The organism is Serratia sp. FS14 (assembly GCF_000695995.1).
GTDB classification, from domain to species: Bacteria; Pseudomonadota; Gammaproteobacteria; order Enterobacterales; family Enterobacteriaceae; genus Serratia; species Serratia nematodiphila.
Genome location: NZ_CP005927.1, coordinates 3,104,150 through 3,121,562, shown reverse-complemented (window position 1 = coordinate 3,121,562; position 17,413 = coordinate 3,104,150). Strand labels below are relative to the sequence as shown.

At 59.0% G+C, this 17,413-nt stretch carries 18 protein-coding genes; 9 read left to right on the top strand and 9 right to left on the bottom strand.

What is annotated here, in order from left to right:
• Positions 1-26: 26 nt before the first annotated feature.
• The 7 genes from tcyN to L085_RS14085 all read right to left on the bottom strand — a co-directional run bounded on the left by tcyN (position 27) and on the right by L085_RS14085 (position 5,999).
• Complete coding sequence (gene tcyN, locus L085_RS14115; RefSeq protein ID WP_015378232.1) at positions 27-779, bottom strand: L-cystine ABC transporter ATP-binding protein TcyN; 753 nt, start codon at positions 777-779, stop codon at positions 27-29.
• Positions 780-782: 3 nt separating this feature from the next.
• Positions 783-1,445 carry a cystine ABC transporter permease gene (tcyL, locus tag L085_RS14110; protein ID WP_015378233.1) on the bottom strand — a complete coding sequence of 221 codons (663 nt, stop codon included), beginning with the start codon at positions 1,443-1,445 and terminating at the stop codon, positions 783-785.
• The gene (tcyJ, locus tag L085_RS14105) at positions 1,445-2,245 is read right to left on the bottom strand and encodes a cystine ABC transporter substrate-binding protein (protein WP_015378234.1); all 801 of its coding nucleotides are present in this window, start codon (positions 2,243-2,245) and stop codon (positions 1,445-1,447) included. Before tcyJ ends, tcyL begins: the two co-directional genes overlap by 1 nt.
• 115 nt (positions 2,246-2,360) lie before the next feature.
• Positions 2,361-3,353 carry a D-cysteine desulfhydrase gene (locus tag L085_RS14100; protein WP_015378235.1) on the bottom strand — a complete coding sequence of 331 codons (993 nt, stop codon included), beginning with the start codon at positions 3,351-3,353 and terminating at the stop codon, positions 2,361-2,363.
• A gap of 124 nt (positions 3,354-3,477) precedes the next feature.
• Positions 3,478-3,987 carry a flagella biosynthesis regulatory protein FliZ gene (gene fliZ, locus L085_RS14095; RefSeq protein WP_004934751.1) on the bottom strand — a complete coding sequence of 170 codons (510 nt, stop codon included), beginning with the start codon at positions 3,985-3,987 and terminating at the stop codon, positions 3,478-3,480.
• A gap of 54 nt (positions 3,988-4,041) precedes the next feature.
• Positions 4,042-4,764, bottom strand: coding sequence for an RNA polymerase sigma factor FliA (locus L085_RS14090; protein WP_004934752.1), 723 nt, complete (start codon positions 4,762-4,764; stop codon positions 4,042-4,044).
• A 182-nt stretch (positions 4,765-4,946) separates the two neighbouring features.
• Positions 4,947-5,999: a flagellin FliC gene (locus L085_RS14085; RefSeq protein ID WP_004934753.1), complete on the bottom strand. Its 1,053-nt coding sequence runs from the start codon at positions 5,997-5,999 to the stop codon at positions 4,947-4,949.
• Positions 6,000-6,280: 281 nt separating this feature from the next.
• On the opposite strand from L085_RS14085, the gene fliD reads away from it, so the two are divergent.
• From fliD to L085_RS14065, 4 genes are all read left to right on the top strand, one after another.
• Entirely contained in the window at positions 6,281-7,681 is a 1,401-nt protein-coding gene (fliD, locus tag L085_RS14080) for a flagellar filament capping protein FliD (RefSeq protein ID WP_015378237.1), read from the top strand.
• A 26-nt stretch (positions 7,682-7,707) separates the two neighbouring features.
• Positions 7,708-8,118, top strand: a complete 411-nt coding sequence (fliS, locus tag L085_RS14075) for a flagellar export chaperone FliS (protein ID WP_004934758.1) — start codon at positions 7,708-7,710, stop codon at positions 8,116-8,118.
• A complete protein-coding gene (gene fliT / locus L085_RS14070; protein WP_004934765.1) occupies positions 8,118-8,486 on the top strand; it encodes a flagella biosynthesis regulatory protein FliT in 369 nt (122 codons plus the stop codon). Before fliS ends, fliT begins: the two co-directional genes overlap by 1 nt.
• 308 nt (positions 8,487-8,794) lie before the next feature.
• On the top strand, positions 8,795-9,655 hold the full coding sequence (locus L085_RS14065) for a helix-turn-helix transcriptional regulator (RefSeq protein WP_015378238.1): 861 nt from the start codon (positions 8,795-8,797) through the stop codon (positions 9,653-9,655).
• A gap of 466 nt (positions 9,656-10,121) precedes the next feature.
• Here L085_RS14065 and L085_RS14060 read toward each other — a convergent pair whose 3' ends face one another.
• Positions 10,122-11,051 carry a LysR family transcriptional regulator gene (locus tag L085_RS14060; protein WP_044031020.1) on the bottom strand — a complete coding sequence of 310 codons (930 nt, stop codon included), beginning with the start codon at positions 11,049-11,051 and terminating at the stop codon, positions 10,122-10,124.
• A 128-nt stretch (positions 11,052-11,179) separates the two neighbouring features.
• Here L085_RS14060 and L085_RS14055 point away from each other — a divergent pair, with 128 nt between their 5' ends.
• On the top strand, positions 11,180-11,779 hold the full coding sequence (locus L085_RS14055; protein WP_021504082.1) for an NAD(P)H-dependent oxidoreductase: 600 nt from the start codon (positions 11,180-11,182) through the stop codon (positions 11,777-11,779).
• Between the two features lie 242 nt (positions 11,780-12,021).
• Here L085_RS14055 and fliE read toward each other — a convergent pair whose 3' ends face one another.
• Entirely contained in the window at positions 12,022-12,336 is a 315-nt protein-coding gene (fliE, locus tag L085_RS14050; RefSeq protein WP_044032049.1) for a flagellar hook-basal body complex protein FliE, read from the bottom strand.
• 315 nt (positions 12,337-12,651) lie between these two features.
• On the opposite strand from fliE, the gene fliF reads away from it, so the two are divergent.
• Genes fliF through fliI form a run of 4 tightly spaced genes read left to right on the top strand, consistent with a single transcriptional unit; the run spans position 12,652 to position 17,399 of the window.
• A complete protein-coding gene (gene fliF / locus L085_RS14045; RefSeq protein ID WP_044031019.1) occupies positions 12,652-14,352 on the top strand; it encodes a flagellar basal-body MS-ring/collar protein FliF in 1,701 nt (566 codons plus the stop codon).
• On the top strand, positions 14,349-15,341 hold the full coding sequence (gene fliG, locus L085_RS14040) for a flagellar motor switch protein FliG (RefSeq protein ID WP_044031018.1): 993 nt from the start codon (positions 14,349-14,351) through the stop codon (positions 15,339-15,341). The genes fliF and fliG overlap by 4 nt, the downstream gene beginning before the upstream one ends.
• Complete coding sequence (gene fliH / locus L085_RS14035; RefSeq protein WP_044031017.1) at positions 15,334-16,038, top strand: flagellar assembly protein FliH; 705 nt, start codon at positions 15,334-15,336, stop codon at positions 16,036-16,038. The genes fliG and fliH overlap by 8 nt, the downstream gene beginning before the upstream one ends.
• Complete coding sequence (fliI, locus tag L085_RS14030) at positions 16,038-17,399, top strand: flagellar protein export ATPase FliI (protein WP_004934781.1); 1,362 nt, start codon at positions 16,038-16,040, stop codon at positions 17,397-17,399. Before fliH ends, fliI begins: the two co-directional genes overlap by 1 nt.
• The last annotated feature ends 14 nt before the right edge of the window (positions 17,400-17,413 follow it).

The following is a 17,413-nucleotide window of genomic DNA, read 5'->3' as shown; positions in this document are numbered from 1 at the left end:
CAGTCGGGGGAAACGCCCCCGACGCCTTATTGATTCCGGAACTTGTCGAGGAATTGCTGGGTACGCTGATGCTGCGGATTGGCGAAAAGCGCTTTGGCCGGGCCCTGTTCGACGATGCGGCCGTGATCCATAAAGATAACCCGATCGGCCACGTCGCGGGCGAAGCTCATTTCATGGGTGACGATCACCATGGTGCGTTTCTCTTCCGCCAGTGAACGCATGGTATTGAGCACTTCTCCCACCAGCTCGGGATCGAGCGCCGACGTCGGCTCATCGAACAAAATCACCTCCGGCTGCATCGCCAGCGCGCGCGCGATCGCCACCCGCTGCTGCTGCCCGCCGGACAGCCGACGCGGATAAGCCGCCTCTTTGCCGCTCAGCCCCACCTTGGCCAGCAACGCGCGAGCGCGCTGTTCGGCGCTGGCTTTCGCCTCACCTTTAACGATAACCGGCCCTTCAATGATGTTTTCGAGCACCGAACGGTGCGGAAACAGGTTGAAGTTCTGGAACACAAAACCGACCTGCTGGCGCAGCGCGCGCACCTGATTTTTCTGTTTGCTCAACGGCTTGCTGCCATCGATCAGGATATCGCCGACGCGAATGGTGCCGGAATCCGGCTCCTCCAGCAGGTTGATGCAGCGCAACAAGGTGGTTTTCCCTGAGCCGCTCGGGCCGATGATCGCCACCACTTCACCGGCATCCACCGCCAGATCGATCCCATGCAGCACCGTCTGACCTTTGAACTGCTTGGTCAATTGCTTAACTTCAATGGCACTCATGCGTTACTCCTGATCCTGGCGATTAACGTGGGCTTCCAGACGGTTTTGCAGTGCGGAAAGCAGGGTCGCCATCACCCAGTAAATCAGCGATGCCGCCAGGTACATGGTGAACACTTCCAGCGTGCGCGAGGTGATGAGCTGCGCCTGGCGGAAGAGTTCCGGCACCTGAATGGTAGCGGCCAGCGAGGTGTCCTTCACCAGGCCGATAAAACTGTTGCCCAGCGGCGGCAAGGCGGTGCGCGCCGCCTGCGGCAGGATCACCCGGCGCAGGGTTTGCCAACGGGTCATGCCGATGCTGGCGGCGGCTTCCCACTGCCCTTTGTCGATCGACGAAATCGCCGCGCGCAACGTTTCTGAGGTGTAGGCGGCGGTATTGAGCGACAGGCCAATCAGCGCCGCCGGGAAAGGATCGAATTCGATGCCGAACTGCGGCAGACCGTAATAGATCATAAACAGCTGGGCGATCAGCGGCGTGCCGCGGAACAGCGATACGTAAATGCGCGACAGCCATGACAGCGGCCAAAGCGGCGAAAGGCGCATCAGCGCCAGCAGAAAACCCAGCAACAGGCCGAACGCCATACCGCCCAGGCTAAGCTGCAGCGTCAGTATGGCGCCCTTCAATAAAAATGGCGCTGAATCCAGCGCCAGTTGAATACTTTCGTGCATTATTTAGTTACGTCCGCGCCAAACCATTTCTCGGAGATCTTCGCCAGCGTGCCGTCTTTTTGCATCTCGGCGATCGCCTGGTCAATCGCGGCCAGCAGCTCTGGGTTATTCTTGCGCAGCGCCACGCCGGACTCCTGGCGGGAGAATGCCGGGCCGGCCACCGCCAGCGTATCGCCGGTTTTCTTCACCAGATCCAGCGCCGCCAGGCGGTCCACCAGAATGGCGTTGATGCGGCCGACGCGCAGATCCTGATACTTGGTCGGATCATCGTCGTAAGTGCGCACGTCCACGCCCTGCACATTCTCGCGCAGCCATTGCTCATAGTTGGTGCCCAGGCCAACGCCGACCTTTTTGCCCTTCAGGTCATCCGGCTTGGTAATGGTGCCTTCGTTGCCCTTTTTCACCAGCGCCTGAATGCCGGAAACGGTGTAAGGGGTGGAGAAATCATATTTCTTCTTGCGCTCATCGGAGAGCGTCACCTGGTTGATGACCACGTCGATGCGCTTCGAATCCAGCGAAGCCAGCATACCGTCCCATTTGGTCGGGTTCAGCTTGGCTTTCACGCCCAGATGTTGCGCCAGCGCGTTGGCGAAATCCACTTCGAAACCGGTCAATTTGCCGTCTTCCCCCTGGAAACTGAACGGCGGATAAGTACCTTCCAGCCCGACGATCAGCGTGCCGCGCTGTTTCACCTGCTGTAGCAGGTTATCGGCGGCGTAGGTTTGCGTCGTCACACCGGCGGCCAACGCAATACCCACCACGCCCAACAACCATTGACGACGAACTTTCGCAAACATCATAAACACCCCTGTATGTTGTTTATCTTTTTTGATATCAGCACTTTAACAGTGCAACCGCCCGCATAAAGGAATATAACCTTATAAATATAGTTCAAAATGGAATAACACGCGGTGTTTACACCTGCGGATGGTAGGCGAACAGCGCCGGCGCACCGCCGGTGTGAACAAACAGGATGGGACCTTCGTCGCGGAAGCGCCGCTGGGCGATGCCGTCGATCAAACCAGCCATCGCTTTGCCGGTGTACACCGGATCCAGCAATACCCCCTCTTGCTGCGCCAGCAACTGCACCGCCGCCATGCCCTCTTCGTTCGGCATGCCGTACTGCGGCGCGAAGTAATCATCCCACAGCGCGATCGGCGCCAGTTTGTCGATATTCAGCGAACAGGCCAGGGCTTTCTGGATTTGTTCCACCTTCGGCAACTGATCGATCACGGTGCGCGAGACGGTCACGCCGATCAACTCGGTTTCGGGCAGCAGCTGCTGCAGCCCCACCGCCAGCCCTGCGTGGGTGCCGGCGCTGCCGGACGCCACCACCACCGAACTGAACGCCACGTTGCTGCGTTGGCTCTGTTCGGCGATTTCCAATGCGCACTGCACGTATCCCAGCGCGCCCAGCGCATTGGAGCCGCCCACCGGCACCACGTAAGGCCGGAAGCCCTGCGCCTCGAGGCGCGTCGCCAGTTCCGCCAGTTGCTGCTGCGGATCGTGCAGCGCTTCGCACATTACCACTTCGGCGTTGAACAGGCCGAGCAACAGACGGTTGCCGTTGGTCAGGTAGTTTTCCGCGCGGGTATCGATCGGGTTTTCCAGCAACGCGACGCAGTGCAGGCCCAGTTTCGCCGCCACCGCCGCCGTCTGGCGCACGTGGTTGGATTGAATGGCGCCGGCGGTGACCAGCGTATCGGCGCCTTGCCGCAACGCATCGGCGGCCAAAAACTCAAGCTTTCTCAGCTTGTTGCCGCCCATCGCCATAGGCGTGACATCGTCACGTTTAAGGTAAATTTCACGGCCGAGGTAATCGGAGAGACGGGACAGTTTTTCCAGCGGTGTGGCGACGCCAACCAGATCCAGACGCGGAAATTGCGCCAGTTGTTGTTGCAGGTTCACTACTTCCCCCCAGGGAATCGAATATCAACATCTGATAACCGATAGATTTAGCAGATGTGAACTGAATAATCATCCTTTATCACGGGGGAAACAGCAGACCCCGGCCCAGCGGCCGGGGAAAGTCTCAGTAGCTGCGCTGCCAGGCGAGATACTGATCGTACTTGCGTAGCGCAATGCGGTAGTTGTTGTGCGCCGCGGTAGGCAGATCGTCGATGATGCGCTGATGGCTGGCGCTGTTGGCGAATTTGTCCGCCGGGTAATTCCGCGCCACCAGCATTTCATCCAGCCGGCGCAGCCGCACCACGTACTCGCGAATGGTGCTGTGGCTCATCTCGGTCTGTTCGAACAGATACTGCTTGAACGCCATAATGTCGAAATAACTCGGGTGGCTGTTGCAGGAAATCTCGCTGCAAAAGCGGCACAGCGCGGTCAGCTCGTGCTGCACGTTTTGCCAGACCGCATCGTCGATCGGCTGATCCATGCGCGCGATGGCTTCTTTATTGATTATCTTGCCGCGAAACACCAGCGCCATGCGGTCCAACAGTTTGCCGCACTGGGAGCAATGGGTCTGGCTGTGCTTGTAGTCTTTCAGGTAACGGCTAAGCGGCCGTTTCTTCAACAGTATTCCTGGCATAAGGGGCAGTCCGATTGTCGCATGAGTCATCGAGTTGGGGGCGGCGCTCCGCCGTCAGGTATCGTTCGCCAGCCGCGCGCGCAGCCGTTTGATCGCCTGACTGTGCAGTTGGCTGACGCGGGATTCCCCCACGTCCAGCACGGCGCCGATCTCTTTGAGATTCAACTCTTCCTGGTAATACAGCGTCAGCACCATTTTTTCGCGCTCCGGCAACGCCTCGATGGCGTCGATCACCCGCTGGCGCAGGCTGCCTTCCAACAGGTGATGCAGCGGGTTGGCCTCTTCATGCCCTTCCAGCATCGGTTCCGCGTTCTCGCCATGCTCCTCGCGCCATTCGTCGTAGGAGAAAAGCTGGCTGTTATTGGTGTCCAACAGAATTTGACGGTACTCATCCAGCGAGATGTTCAGCGTCTGCGCCACTTCCGTCTCGCTCGCCGGACGGCCGTAACGCTGTTCCAGTTGCCGCATCACCTGCGCGACCTCGCGCGCGTGGCGCCGCACGCTGCGCGGCACCCAGTCGCGGCTGCGCAACTCGTCGAGCATCGCGCCGCGAATGCGCTGCACCGCATAGGTGGTAAAGGCGGTTCCCTGTAGGGCGTCATAACGCTCAACGGCGTTTAATAGCCCGATTCCCCCGGCCTGCAACAGGTCGTCAAGCTCCACGCTGGCGGGCAGCCTGACCTGCAGGCGCAACGCCTCGTGGCGCACTAACGGCACGTAGCGCAACCAGAGAGAATTTTTGTCCATCACGCCTTCGGCGGTATACAGATCGCTCACTATGTCTTAAACCTGCGGATAAGAGAGTCAGCGCTATTATGCGTAGGGGGCAGAATGCCAATCGGCTGAACAGTCGCACAAAACGGGCTTTATTTGCGCCATGTAATAACCGCGCGGTGCGCGAGCATAAAAAAACCCCGCCGAAGCGGGGTTTCTTTGCGACAGTTAATCGGGAGAGACGATTAACGCAGCAGGGACAGGACGTTCTGAGTAGACTGGTTAGCCTGTGCCAGAACAGAGGTGCCAGCCTGTTGCAGGATGTTGGCACGGCTCATGTTGGACACTTCGGTCGCGTAGTCAGCATCCTGGATACGAGACTGAGAAGCAGCCAGGTTGTTCACGGTGCTGTTCAGGTTGTTGATAACAGAATCGAAACGGTTCTGTACCGCACCCAGGGAAGAACGCAGACCGTCAACCTGTGCCAGCGCTTTGTCCAGGGTATCCAGTGGGTTTTTGATGGTAACAGCGGCGCCGGCAGTTACTTTGCCGTCATCAGCAATAGTAGCGGCTTTGTAAGTTTTGGTGCCGTCAGCAGCGGTAGTCTGTACGTAGTTTACTGCTTTACCGTCTTTATCTTTACCGGAGACCAGTACTTCGCCTTTAGAAGCATCCAGACCAGATGCAGCAGCATCATAAGCTACATCTTTAGAGGCACCCTTCACCATGGTACCGTCAGCAACAGCGGCGCCAACAGATGGACCTTTGTCGGTCACGTTGAAGGTGTCCAGGCCCAGTTGCTTAGCGTCGATTTTTTTCAGGTCGATATCGATGGTTTCACCGTCGTTAGCGCCAACCTGGATAGTCAGTTTCTGATCGCTGCTCAGCACTTTCACGCCGTTGAAGTCAGTCTGCTCGGAGATACGGTTGATTTCAGACAGACGCTGAGTGATTTCGTCCTGGATGGATTTCAGGTCGCTGGTGGAGTTGGAACCGTTCTGCGCCTGTACGGTCAGACGACGGATGTTCTGCAGGTTGTCGTTAACTTCGTTCAGTGCGCCTTCAGTGGTCTGCGCCAGAGAGATACCGTCGTTGGCGTTGCGGGAAGCCTGAGTCAGGCCTTTGATGTTCGCGGTGAAACGGTTGGAGATCGCCTGACCCGCAGCATCGTCTTTCGCGCTGTTGATACGCAGACCGGAAGACAGACGCTCAATCGCAGTGCCCAGAGAAGACTGAGATTTGTTCAGGTTGTTCTGCGCCATCAGAGACAGGCTGTTAGTGTTGATTACTTGTGCCATTGTTTGCTTTCCTTACGAGTCAGTTGCGTTCTTCGCAACACGGTTAAAAGGTTCGGGCTTGTTTGCCCACGGCGTCAACCACCGTCCCCTCAGGTATCGGCCCTCCCCTAACAACCTTTAGCAATTTTTTAAAATTTTTTGTGCCCGTTGCAATGGCGGAAATAACGCGCTTTTTCCCTCCTCTATTGCGCCATCGTTTTTTTGTTTTTTTCGGTAAACTTTTTCACCACTGGGCCGATAACGCGTAAAGCGAATAAAGTCATAATCAAGGAGAATTACTCATGGCAACGATCAGTTCATTAGGTCTCGGCTCAGGACTCGACCTCAATGGCTTGCTGGATAAGCTGACCAAAGCGGAACAACAGCGCCTGACCCCTTACACCACCAAGCAATCCAGCTACAACGCCCAGCTGACCGGTTACGGCACGTTGAAAGGCGCGCTGGAAAAATTCGACAATCTCAGCAAAGAGATGGCGAAAGAAGATTTCTTCAAGGCCACCACCGCCACCGAACACGACGCCTTCAAGATCACCACCAACGCCAAGGCGGTGCCGGGCAACTATGTGGTGGAAGTGAACAAACTGGCGCAGGCGCAAACCCTGACCACCCAGGCGAAAGTCAGCGACCAGGGCGCTAAGTTGGGCGCTGAAGGCGTGACAGACCGCTCCCTGACCATCACCGCCGGCAACCCGCCGAAAGAAACCAAGATCCCGCTGAGCGACGATCAAACCTCGCTGGTTGAGCTGCGCGACGCCATCAACGGCGCCAAAGCCGGCGTCACCGCCAGCATCATGCGCGTCGGCGACAACGACTATCAGTTAGCGGTCAGCTCCTCCACCACCGGCGAAAACAACAAGATTTCTCTGCAGGTCGATAACGACGACCAACTGGGCGATATCCTGAACTACAACGCCACCCGCGGCACCGGCACCGCCATGAAGCAGACGGTCGCGCCGCAGGATGCTGAGCTGACGGTGAACGGCACCGCTATCAAGCGCAGCACCAACTCGATCAGCGATGCCCTGCAAGGCGTCACCATCGATCTGAAAACCAAAACCAAAACCGATGAACCGCAACACCTGGTGATCAGCACCAACACCGCCGGCACCACCGACAAGATCAAAGAGTGGGTCGACAGCTATAACTCGCTGCTGGACACCTTCAACGCGTTGTCCAAGTTCACCCCGGTGAAAACCGGCGAAGCGCCAAACCCAACCAACGGCCCGCTGCTGGGCGACAACACCCTGCGCGGCATTCAGTCGTCGATCAAAAGCGCGCTGAGCGCAGCCCAGGACAACCCGGAGTTAAAAGGCCTGGGCAACCTCGGCATTTCCACCAACACCAAAACCGGCAAGCTGGAAATCGACAGCGCCAAGCTGAAGAAAGCGATGGATGAGAAGCCGGATCAAGTCAGCAACTTCTTCGTCGGTAACGGCAAAGACACAGGCATGGCCACCGAGATCCACAACGAGATCCAGAGCTACATCAAATCCGGCGGCATCATCGAGAACTCGACCAAAAGCATCAACACCAACCTCGATCGCCTGAACAGCCAGATCACGACGGTCACCGCCAGCATTCAGAACACCATCGATCGTTATAAACAACAGTTCGTTCAGCTGGATACCATGATGTCGAAAATGAACGGCACCAGTAACTATTTGGCTCAACAGTTCAAGTAACCCTTTAACAAGGTAAAGAAAACAGCATGTATAACCGTAGCGGCACTCAGGCCTATGCACAGGTCAGTCTGGAAAGCGGCGCCATGAGCGCCAGCCCGCACCAGTTAATCGTGATGTTGTTCGACGGGGCGCTCAGCGCCCTGCTTCGCGCACGCATCCTGATGAACCAGGGCGATATCGCCGGCAAAGGCATGGCGCTGTCCAAAGCCATCAATATCATCGACAACGGCCTGAAAAGTGGCCTCGACCCTCAGCAGGGCGGCGAGATCGCCGAAAATCTGGCGGCATTGTACGACTACATGAAGCGTCGACTGATGCAGGCCAACCTGCACAACGACGAAGCGGCGATCGCCGAAGTGGTTAAACTGCTGGAAAACATCGCCGACGCCTGGCGTCAGATCGGCCCTAACTACCAACCTTCGCAGGACGCCGTGTAATGGAACGTCAACAGCAGCTGTTAGCCGCTTATCAACAAATTTACAGCCTGAGCAGCCAGATGATCGCGCTGGCGCAAACCGGGCGCTGGGAGGAGCTCGTCGAGCTCGAATTCGCTTACGTAACGGCGGTGGAGAAAACCGCCGCCTTTACCGGGCAAGCCGGCCCGTCCATGGCGCTGCAGGAGATGTTGCGCAATAAGTTGCAACAGATCCTCGACAACGAAACCGAGCTCAAGCGTCTGTTACAGCAGCGAATGGATGAGCTGAAGATGCTGATCGAACAGTCCACGCGCCAGAACGTGGTCAACAATACCTACGGCCAGTTTCATGATCGTGCGCTGTTGCTGGGGGAACCACAGGTCCGATAAGATCGACAATACTGACGAAAATGGATTAAATAGCACTATGCGCTATTACCCTCGGGTTACGTTAGGATATTAATCTATGGCATTTGAATTATTCAGTTTATGGGTAATTGGTAAAATGCGCGCTTCGAGCCTGGCTCTCACTTTAATGGATAAACATCATCCCGACACGGACGTTTTCTGTTCAGCAGGAAATTGATTTTTGATAGATAAAACACGCCGCTGTGTTTCACGGCCCATGGAAAAATGTTGCTCCAACGCTGATCAAAGCGTAAAGATATTCTCAGATAATGGCTGCGAAATGAATATCGATGGAACGTACAATTAATCTCTGTCCTGGAATTGGCGCCTCAGCGCACATCATTCAGCATACTGAATTATTATTCCCTTCAGTCTATTTTGAGCAACCACATCTGTATCTGATACAACAAGGCCATAAGCGCGTACGCTGGCAACAACACGAAGTGGTCGCTCATCCCGGCGAGCTGTTGATTATCGACGGCGGGCAAACGGTGGACATTATTAACGGCCCGTCCGAAGACGGCGTATTCAGCTGTCAATTGCTGACCTGCGATCCCCTGTTGCTCACCGTCCAACCTCCGGCGGAGGAAACGCCGGCGCCGATGCCGTTCGAGGCCGTCCTGGCGCTGCGCAACCTGCCCTGCGCCCTCAAGCACAGTTTTGAAACCACCGGCCTGGCGCTGACGCTGCGGCAACGCTTTCCCACCATCATCGTGCGGCACAAAATGCTGGAAATTCTACTGTGGCTGGCCCAATTCGGCATTCGCTTTATTCACAACGAAGCCAAGGATCTGACGCAACGCGTGCGCCGCTGCCTGGCGACCGACCCGCACAGCATTTGGACGGCGGCCAAAGTCGCGGAAAGCCTGTCGATGAGTGAAGTGATGTTGCGCCGCAAACTGTCGATGGAAAATACCGCATTGCGCAATCTGATGATCGACGTGCGCATGAGTAGCGCGCTGGCCCTGCTGCAGTCGACCGACTGGCCGATCTCCGCCATCGCGCAACATGTGGGTTATGAAAGCGCATCGCGTTTCGCCGAACGTTTTCGCAAACGCTTCGGTTTCGCGCCTACCGCCATTCGCGGCCATCAAAGGATTATGGAACCCGGTTCTCAGGGCGTTGAGGCGATGGTCGCCGGAGAAACATAAATAGACGCGCAACAAAATGGCTTTATTTAACACAAGTCCCTAACGGTTGTAACACCACTGAGATACGCTAAGCAACGCCCATCCGCCGAACAGCGAATTAAATGATGCGTAATGAAAAGCGATTATTTTCTCTGGCAATAATTTTGTTGGGGCTGTGGCTGTTAGCCTTACTGAATGAAGAAGAGATGATGCGTTTACTGGCCGCACAATAAAACGGCCAGGCTTTTTATCGTCTGGTCAGACTTCAGTCCAGTTTAACCAGAACGCCAATTAATACCGCCAGCAGCGCCAACATTAAAATACTGATCAGACGCCATCTGGATTCGCTTTTCGTGCTCATTGACCGGCCTCGAATAATAACCCTACTAATCACGTCATAATAAACGGTCACCTGCGCATTCAATAAACCTGACAGCACCATTTTCTGCCCTCTATTCGGTACATTAGTCGGTTGTGGCACCGGCCATTAGCGATGCGATACCCACGGTGCCGCAAGCGCCAATTTTCCCGGCCGCGCCGCCACCAGCTTGTCTACCGCCAGCCGCACCTTGAGCGGCTGGTAAGGCATATAGGGCCACACGACGTTCACCGGGAAACTGAGGCTGGACTCACCGCGCATGATCTCCACCAACGTCCCCGCCATCAGCCGCTCGCGCACCAGCCACTCCGGCAGCCAGGCAATGCCGGCGCCGGCGGACACCGCATCGACGATCCCCTGCATGTCATCCATCATCATCTTGGCCGGTGGCCTGAACGGCCGCAGCTCGCCGTTTTCACCGCGAAGCTGCCAGGGCAACACGGCGCCGGCGTGCAGATACCCCACCGCCTGATGTCGGCTTAACGCCTCTACCGTTCTCGGTTCACCGCAGCGCTGCAGATAATCGGGCGAGGCGCACAGCAGCATGCCGTGTTCGCCCAAGCGCCGGGCAACCAGGCTGCCGCTGTCCGCCAGCTCGCCAATGCGCACCGCCAGATCGAACCCCTCGTCGACGAGATCGATCCTGCGGTCGCTGAATGAAATCTCCAGCGTCAGTAAGGGATGCTCATTCGCCAGCACCGTCAACACGGGCGCAATGCACAAATGGCCGAACAGCACCGGCACCGAGACTCTGAGCCGGCCGCTGACCTGCATCTTGCCGCTGTCGAGCTGGTTTTCCGCCGCCTGAATGTTTGCCAACGCCTGCCGGCAGTGCTCATAGTACAGCGCCCCTTCATCCGTCAGGCTCAGGCTGCGCGTGGTGCGCATAAACAACATCACGCCAAGCCGAGCCTCGAGACGCGACACGATTTTGCTGACCGCAGAGCGCGTCAGATGCAGTTTCTCTGCGGCGGCGGCGAAACTGCCGCCTTCCGCTACGGCAACAAAGGCCGGCAGCGCACTCAGATCGCTTTTCATCTTAATGTTGCCAATATGGAATCAATTTAGTGAAAACCTATCACCACTGGTGAACCTCAAGCAATGATAACCTGCAGTCATTCCGAATCCCCGGTGAAAACCACAGATGACCGTCAGAGGACAACAGCATGAAAAAAATACTGGTACTCAAATCCAGCATTATGGGAAATGACTCGCAGACCAATAACCTGATTGACCGCTATCTGGCGGCGCGTAAGGCGAAAGGACACGAAGATCGGATCGTCGAACACGATCTGACGGCGTTGGATCTGCCGGTATTGGACGGCGAGCTGTTCGGTGCGTTGCGCGGCGCGGAAAACATCAGCCCACGCGCCAAAGCGGCGGTGGCGCTCTCCAACCAGCTGATTGCCGAACTGAAAGAGAGCGATCTGCTGCTGCTCGGCGCGCCGATGTACAACCTCAACGTCCCGACCCAGTTGAAAAACTGGTTCGATCTGGTGGCTCGCGCCCGGATGACCTTCAACTATACCGCCACCTACCCGGTGGGGTTGGTGGAAGGCGTCAATGCGCTGGTATTCAGTTCACGCGGCGGCATGCACGCCGGGCATCCGACCGATGCCGTAACGCCCTACCTGCGTTCGGTGCTGGGGCTGATGGGGATCGGCGACGTGCAATTCATCTATGCCGAAGGGCTGGACATGAAACCGCACGGCCGCGATCAGGGGCTGGCGAACGCCCACCAGCGGATCGCGGAATTGGCGGGCTGAAGCAAATGCACGGCAGCATTGATTTGTTATAATATAACAAATATGATAATCGCGTTGACGCCACCTCGAGCGGGTGTCGACGCTCCTACATGACATAAATGTTTTATCGCACCTTCAACCAGCTATTTCGATAGCTGGTTTTTTTCCTCGGCTGGCGCGCGGCTTCAGCATTGTCGGACTGGCCGTCACTCTAAGGTAACAGCGCCGAGCCAAATTTCACTGAAAAATAGTCGGCCCGTTCATCACACCGGCATATTCATGATGTCCTGGTAGGCCGCCACCAGCTTGTTGCGCACCTGCACGCCCAGTTGCAAAGAGACCGACGATTTCTGCAGATCGACCATCACATCGTTCAGGCTGATGCCTGGCGCGCCCAGCTCGAAATCCTGCGCCTGTTTGCGCGCCATTTGCTGGGTCTCGCTGATCTTGCCGAGCGCCGCGGTCAGTTCGCTGGCGAAGCTGACGCCCTGCGGCGCCGCATTCTGCCCCATCTTGCCGGCCTGAACCGCCATGGTCTGCATCTGCTGCAGTACCCCTTCAATGCCCTGAATCGCCATCTGGTCCTCAATCATCTCGTCTCGCCGGGTGACGTTTTCACCCTGCACTTCTCCAATGATGCACACCCTAGCACAGCGTTTTCGGACCTAAAGCGGTTAATTAACTGCAAAAAACCCGGCTTATCGGGCAATCGGAATTGTCTGATAAGGCGAATAATGGCCTGCCCAGAAATGGGAGCGCCGCTATTTAGAAGATATGTGTATCAGGGAGTCTGTTTTGTCACACAACGCTAACCATACCGTTCATCAGCCTGGCAGGGAGCTGCTCAGCGGCCCGTACGGGATCGTGAGCGCCATTGAAGGACGAGACCTAAAATGAGTGCTTCGATAACCGCCGGCGAAAGCCGCGACAACGGCCTGCAGGCCATCTGGAACCGTCTGCGCGCCAACCCGAAAATTCCGTTGCTGGTCGCCGCTTCCGCCGCGATCGCGATCGTCGTCGCGCTGCTGTTGTGGGTGAAAAGCCCCGACTACCGCGTGCTGTACAGCAATCTGAACGACCGCGACGGCGGCGCCATCGTCACCCAGCTGACGCAGATGAATATCCCTTACCGCTTTGCCGAGAATGGCGCGGCGCTGCTGATCCCGGCGGAAAAGGTGCATGAAACCCGTCTGCGTCTGGCGCAGCAAGGGCTGCCGAAAGGCGGCGCCGTCGGCTTCGAACTGCTGGATCAGGAAAAATTCGGCATCAGCCAGTTCAGCGAGCAGATTAACTATCAGCGCGCCCTCGAGGGCGAGCTGTCGCGCACCATCGAATCGCTGGGGCCGGTGCAAAACGCCCGCGTTCACCTGGCGCTGCCTAAACCTTCGCTGTTCGTGCGCGAACAGAAATCCCCTTCCGCCTCGGTAACGCTCACCCTGCAACCCGGCCGTGCGCTGGACGACGGCCAGATCAACGCCATCGTTTATATGGTGTCGAGCAGCGTCGCCGGCCTGCCGCCGGGCAACGTGACCGTGGTCGATCAGGCCGGCCGCCTGCTGACTCAGTCCGACGGCACCGGGCGCGATCTCAACGCCTCGCAGCTGAAATACGCCAACGAAGTGGAAAACGGCTTCCAGCGCCGCATCGAAGCGATCCTCGCCCCGGTGGTCGGCAGCGCCAACGTGCGTGCGCAGGTCACGGCGCAGATCGATTTCGCCACGCGCGAACAAACCGATGAACAGTACCAGCCGAACCAGCAGCCGGACAAAGCCGCTATCCGCTCCCAGCAAACCAGCCTGAGCGAGCAGATCGGTGGGCCGCAGGTGGGCGGCGTGCCGGGCGCGCTGTCCAACCAACCGAGCGCGCCGGCCACCGCGCCGATTGAAACCGCCAAGCCGGCCACCGCGGCAGGCAACAACGCCAACGCCACCGCGCAAAACGCCGCGGCCACCCGCAGCGCGGCGGCCGGCGGCGTGCCGCAAAATACCCGACGCGACGCGACCACCAACTACGAGCTCGACCGCACCATTCGCCATACCCAGCAAAAAGCCGGCACCGTGCAGCGTCTGTCGGTCGCCGTGGTGGTCAACTACCTCGGCGTAGACAAAGACGGCAAACCGCAGCCGATGAGCAAAGAACAGCTGGCGCAGATCGAAGCGCTGGTGCGCGAAGCGATGGGCTACTCCAGCAGCCGCGGCGATACCCTGAACGTGGTCAATACGCCGTTTACCGACAGCCAGGTGACCGGCGGTGAACTGCCGTTCTGGCAAAGCCAGTCGTTTATCGATCGCCTGATCGACGCGGGTCGCTATCTGCTGGTGCTGCTGGTGGGCTGGCTGCTGTGGCGCAAACTGGTGCGGCCGCAGCTGCAACAGCGCCAGGCCGCGCAACAGGCCGCCCTCGCCGCCGCCAACGCCCCTGCCGCCAAAGCGGCCGACAGCAACAAACCGAGCAACGAGGAGCTGGCGCAGCGTCGCAAATCGCAGCAGCGCGTCAGCGCAGAAGTCCAGAGCCAGCGGATCCGCGATCTGGCTGACAAAGACCCGCGCGTGGTCGCTCTGGTAATCCGCCAATGGATGAGTAACGAGATATGAGCCTGACCGGAACCGACAAAAGCGCCATCTTGCTGATGACGCTGGGTGAAGATCGCGCGGCGGAGGTGTTCAAACACCTCTCCTCGCGCGAAGTACAGCTGCTGAGCGGCACCATGGCCGGCATGAGCCAGGTTTCACACAAACAGCTCGGCGAGATACTGACCGAGTTTGAAGACGACGCCGAGCAATACGCGGCGCTGAGCGTCAACGCCAGCGACTACCTGCGCTCGGTGCTGGTCAAGGCGCTGGGCGAAGAGCGCGCCGCCAGCCTGCTGGAGGACATTCTCGAATCGCGCGAGACCACCACCGGCATGGAAACGCTCAACTTTATGGAGCCGCAGAGCGCCGCCGATCTGATCCGCGACGAACACCCGCAGATCATCGCCACCATTCTGGTGCACCTCAAACGCGGCCAGGCGGCAGACATCCTGGCCCTGTTCGACGAACGCCTGCGCAACGACGTGATGCTGCGTATCGCCACCTTCGGCGGCGTGCAGCCGGCGGCGTTGGCGGAGCTGACCGAAGTGCTGAACAACCTGCTCGACGGCCAGAACCTCAAGCGCAGCAAAATGGGCGGGGTGCGCACCGCCGCCGAGATCATCAACCTGATGAAAACCCAGCAGGAAGAAGCGGTCATCGACGCGATGCGCGAATACGACGGCGAGCTGGCGCAGAAGATCATCGACGAGATGTTCCTGTTCGAAAACCTGGTGGAAGTCGACGATCGCAGCATCCAACGCCTGCTGCAGGAAGTGGAAGGCGAGTCGCTGCTGATCGCGTTGAAAGGCGCCGAACAGCAGCTGCGCGAGAAGTTCCTCAAGAACATGTCACAACGCGCCGCCGACATCCTGCGCGACGACCTGGCCAACCGTGGGCCGGTGCGCATGTCGCAGGTGGAGAACGAGCAGAAAGCCATCCTGCTGGTGGTAAGACGCCTGGCGGAAACCGGCGAAATGATCATCGGCGGCGGCGAGGACACCTATGTCTGATCGCATTAACACCCTGCCCTGGCAGCCCTGGTCGCTCAACGATTTGGGCGAACAGAAACCGGTTCTCGACCTGCCGCCATTACCGGATCTCGAACTTGACGATCCGTCGCCGGACGCGCAGGCCGAATTACAGCAGCAGCTGGCGACGCTGCGCCTGCAGGCGGAGCAACAGGGCCAGCAACTGGGCTATGCCGACGGCCAGCAGAAAGGTTACGAGGCAGGTTTTCAGTCCGGTCTGGAGGAAGGCCGTCAGCAAGGGCTGCTGGAAGCGCAGCAGCAGCAACAGCCGCTGACCGCCCACTGGCAGCAGTTGGTTACCGAATTCCAGCACACGCTGGACGCGCTCGACAGCGTGATCGCGTCACGGTTGATGCAGTTGGCGTTGACCGCCGCCAAACAGGTGCTGGGCCAGCCGCCGGTGTGCGACGGCACCGCCCTGCTCGCGCAGATCCAACAGCTGATTCAACAGGAGCCGATGTTCAACGGCAAGCCGCAGCTGCGGGTCCACCCGGACGACTACCCACGCGTCGAGCAGCAGTTGGGGGTTACCCTCAGCCTGCACGGCTGGCGCCTGCTGGCGGACGGTGAACTGCATCCGGGCGGCTGCAAGGTCAGCGCCGAGGAAGGCGATCTCGACGCTAGCCTGGCGACGCGCTGGCATGAACTGTGCCGCCTGGCGGCACCGGGAGAAGTCTGATGACCGCGCGTCTCGGCCGCTGGCTGAGCTCTCTGGATACGCTGGAAAAGCGCATCGCCCGCGCGCCGACGGTGCGCCGCTACGGTCGCCTGACCCGCGCTACCGGGCTGGTGCTGGAGGCCACCGGCCTGCAGCTGCCGCTCGGCGCGACCTGCCTCATCGAACGGCACGACGCCGGTGAAGTGCAGGAAGTGGAAAGCGAAGTGGTGGGCTTCAACGGCCAGCGGTTGTTCCTGATGCCGTTGGAAGAAGTGGAAGGCATCGTGCCGGGCGCGCGGGTTTACGCCCGCATCGCGCCGGAAGGCCAAAGCGCCGGCAAACAGCTGCCGCTCGGCCCGGCGCTGCTGGGGCGCGTGCTGGACGGCAGCGCCAAACCGCTCGACGGTCTGCCTTCACCGGAAACCGGTTACCGCGCGCCGCTGATCACCGCGCCGTTCAACCCCTTGCAGCGCACGCCAATTGAGCAGGTGCTGGACGTGGGGGTGCGCACCATCAACGGCCTGCTGACCGTCGGGCGCGGCCAGCGCATGGGCCTGTTCGCCGGCTCCGGCGTCGGTAAGAGCGTGCTGCTCGGCATGATGGCCCGTTATACCCAGGCGGATGTGATCGTCGTTGGCCTGATCGGCGAGCGCGGCCGCGAGGTCAAAGACTTTATCGAGAACATTCTCGGTGCCGAAGGCCGCGCGCGCTCGGTAGTGATCGCCGCGCCGGCGGACGTGTCGCCGCTGCTGCGCATGCAGGGGGCGGCTTACGCCACCCGCATCGCCGAAGATTTCCGCGACCGCGGGCAGCATGTGTTGCTGATCATGGACTCCCTTACCCGCTACGCCATGGCGCAGCGTGAGATCGCCCTGGCCATCGGCGAGCCGCCGGCGACCAAAGGCTATCCGCCTTCGGTCTTCGCCAAGCTGCCTGCGCTGGTGGAACGCGCGGGCAACGGCATCAGCGGCGGCGGCTCCATCACCGCTTTCTACACCGTGTTGACCGAGGGGGACGATCAGCAAGACCCGATAGCTGACTCGGCGCGCGCCATCCTCGATGGCCACGTGGTGCTGTCGCGGCGGCTGGCAGAGGCCGGCCACTACCCGGCTATCGACATCGAAGCGTCAATCAGCCGCGCCATGACGTCGCTGATCGACGAAGAGCATTATCGCCGGGTTCGCACCTTCAAACAGATGCTGGCCAGCTATCAACGCAACCGCGATCTGATCAGCGTCGGCGCCTACGCGGCGGGCAGCGATCCATTGCTGGACAAAGCGATGACGCTGTATCCGCAGATGGAAGCCTACCTGCAGCAGGGTATCTTCGAACGCAGCGGCTATGATGAAGCCTGTCAACAGCTGCAGCAGTTGATTGTTTAACGTCACCAGAGGCG

Excerpts from the sequence above, each read along its gene's own strand:
- tcyN (WP_015378232.1), bottom strand. The coding sequence starts at position 779 with ATGAGTGCCATTGAAGTTAAGCAATTGACCAAGCAGTTCAAAGGTCAG.
- tcyL (WP_015378233.1), bottom strand. The coding sequence starts at position 1,445 with ATGCACGAAAGTATTCAACTGGCGCTGGATTCAGCGCCATTTTTATTG.
- tcyJ (WP_015378234.1), bottom strand. The coding sequence starts at position 2,245 with ATGATGTTTGCGAAAGTTCGTCGTCAATGGTTGTTGGGCGTGGTGGGT.
- fliZ (WP_004934751.1), bottom strand. The coding sequence starts at position 3,987 with ATGCCAGGAATACTGTTGAAGAAACGGCCGCTTAGCCGTTACCTGAAA.
- L085_RS14085 (WP_004934753.1), bottom strand. The coding sequence starts at position 5,999 with ATGGCACAAGTAATCAACACTAACAGCCTGTCTCTGATGGCGCAGAAC.
- fliD (WP_015378237.1), top strand. The coding sequence starts at position 6,281 with ATGGCAACGATCAGTTCATTAGGTCTCGGCTCAGGACTCGACCTCAAT.
- fliS (WP_004934758.1), top strand. The coding sequence starts at position 7,708 with ATGTATAACCGTAGCGGCACTCAGGCCTATGCACAGGTCAGTCTGGAA.
- fliT (WP_004934765.1), top strand. The coding sequence starts at position 8,118 with ATGGAACGTCAACAGCAGCTGTTAGCCGCTTATCAACAAATTTACAGC.
- L085_RS14065 (WP_015378238.1), top strand. The coding sequence starts at position 8,795 with ATGGAACGTACAATTAATCTCTGTCCTGGAATTGGCGCCTCAGCGCAC.
- L085_RS14060 (WP_044031020.1), bottom strand. The coding sequence starts at position 11,051 with ATGAAAAGCGATCTGAGTGCGCTGCCGGCCTTTGTTGCCGTAGCGGAA.
- L085_RS14055 (WP_021504082.1), top strand. The coding sequence starts at position 11,180 with ATGAAAAAAATACTGGTACTCAAATCCAGCATTATGGGAAATGACTCG.
- fliE (WP_044032049.1), bottom strand. The coding sequence starts at position 12,336 with ATGGCGATTCAGGGCATTGAAGGGGTACTGCAGCAGATGCAGACCATG.
- fliF (WP_044031019.1), top strand. The coding sequence starts at position 12,652 with ATGAGTGCTTCGATAACCGCCGGCGAAAGCCGCGACAACGGCCTGCAG.
- fliG (WP_044031018.1), top strand. The coding sequence starts at position 14,349 with ATGAGCCTGACCGGAACCGACAAAAGCGCCATCTTGCTGATGACGCTG.
- fliH (WP_044031017.1), top strand. The coding sequence starts at position 15,334 with ATGTCTGATCGCATTAACACCCTGCCCTGGCAGCCCTGGTCGCTCAAC.
- fliI (WP_004934781.1), top strand. The coding sequence starts at position 16,038 with ATGACCGCGCGTCTCGGCCGCTGGCTGAGCTCTCTGGATACGCTGGAA.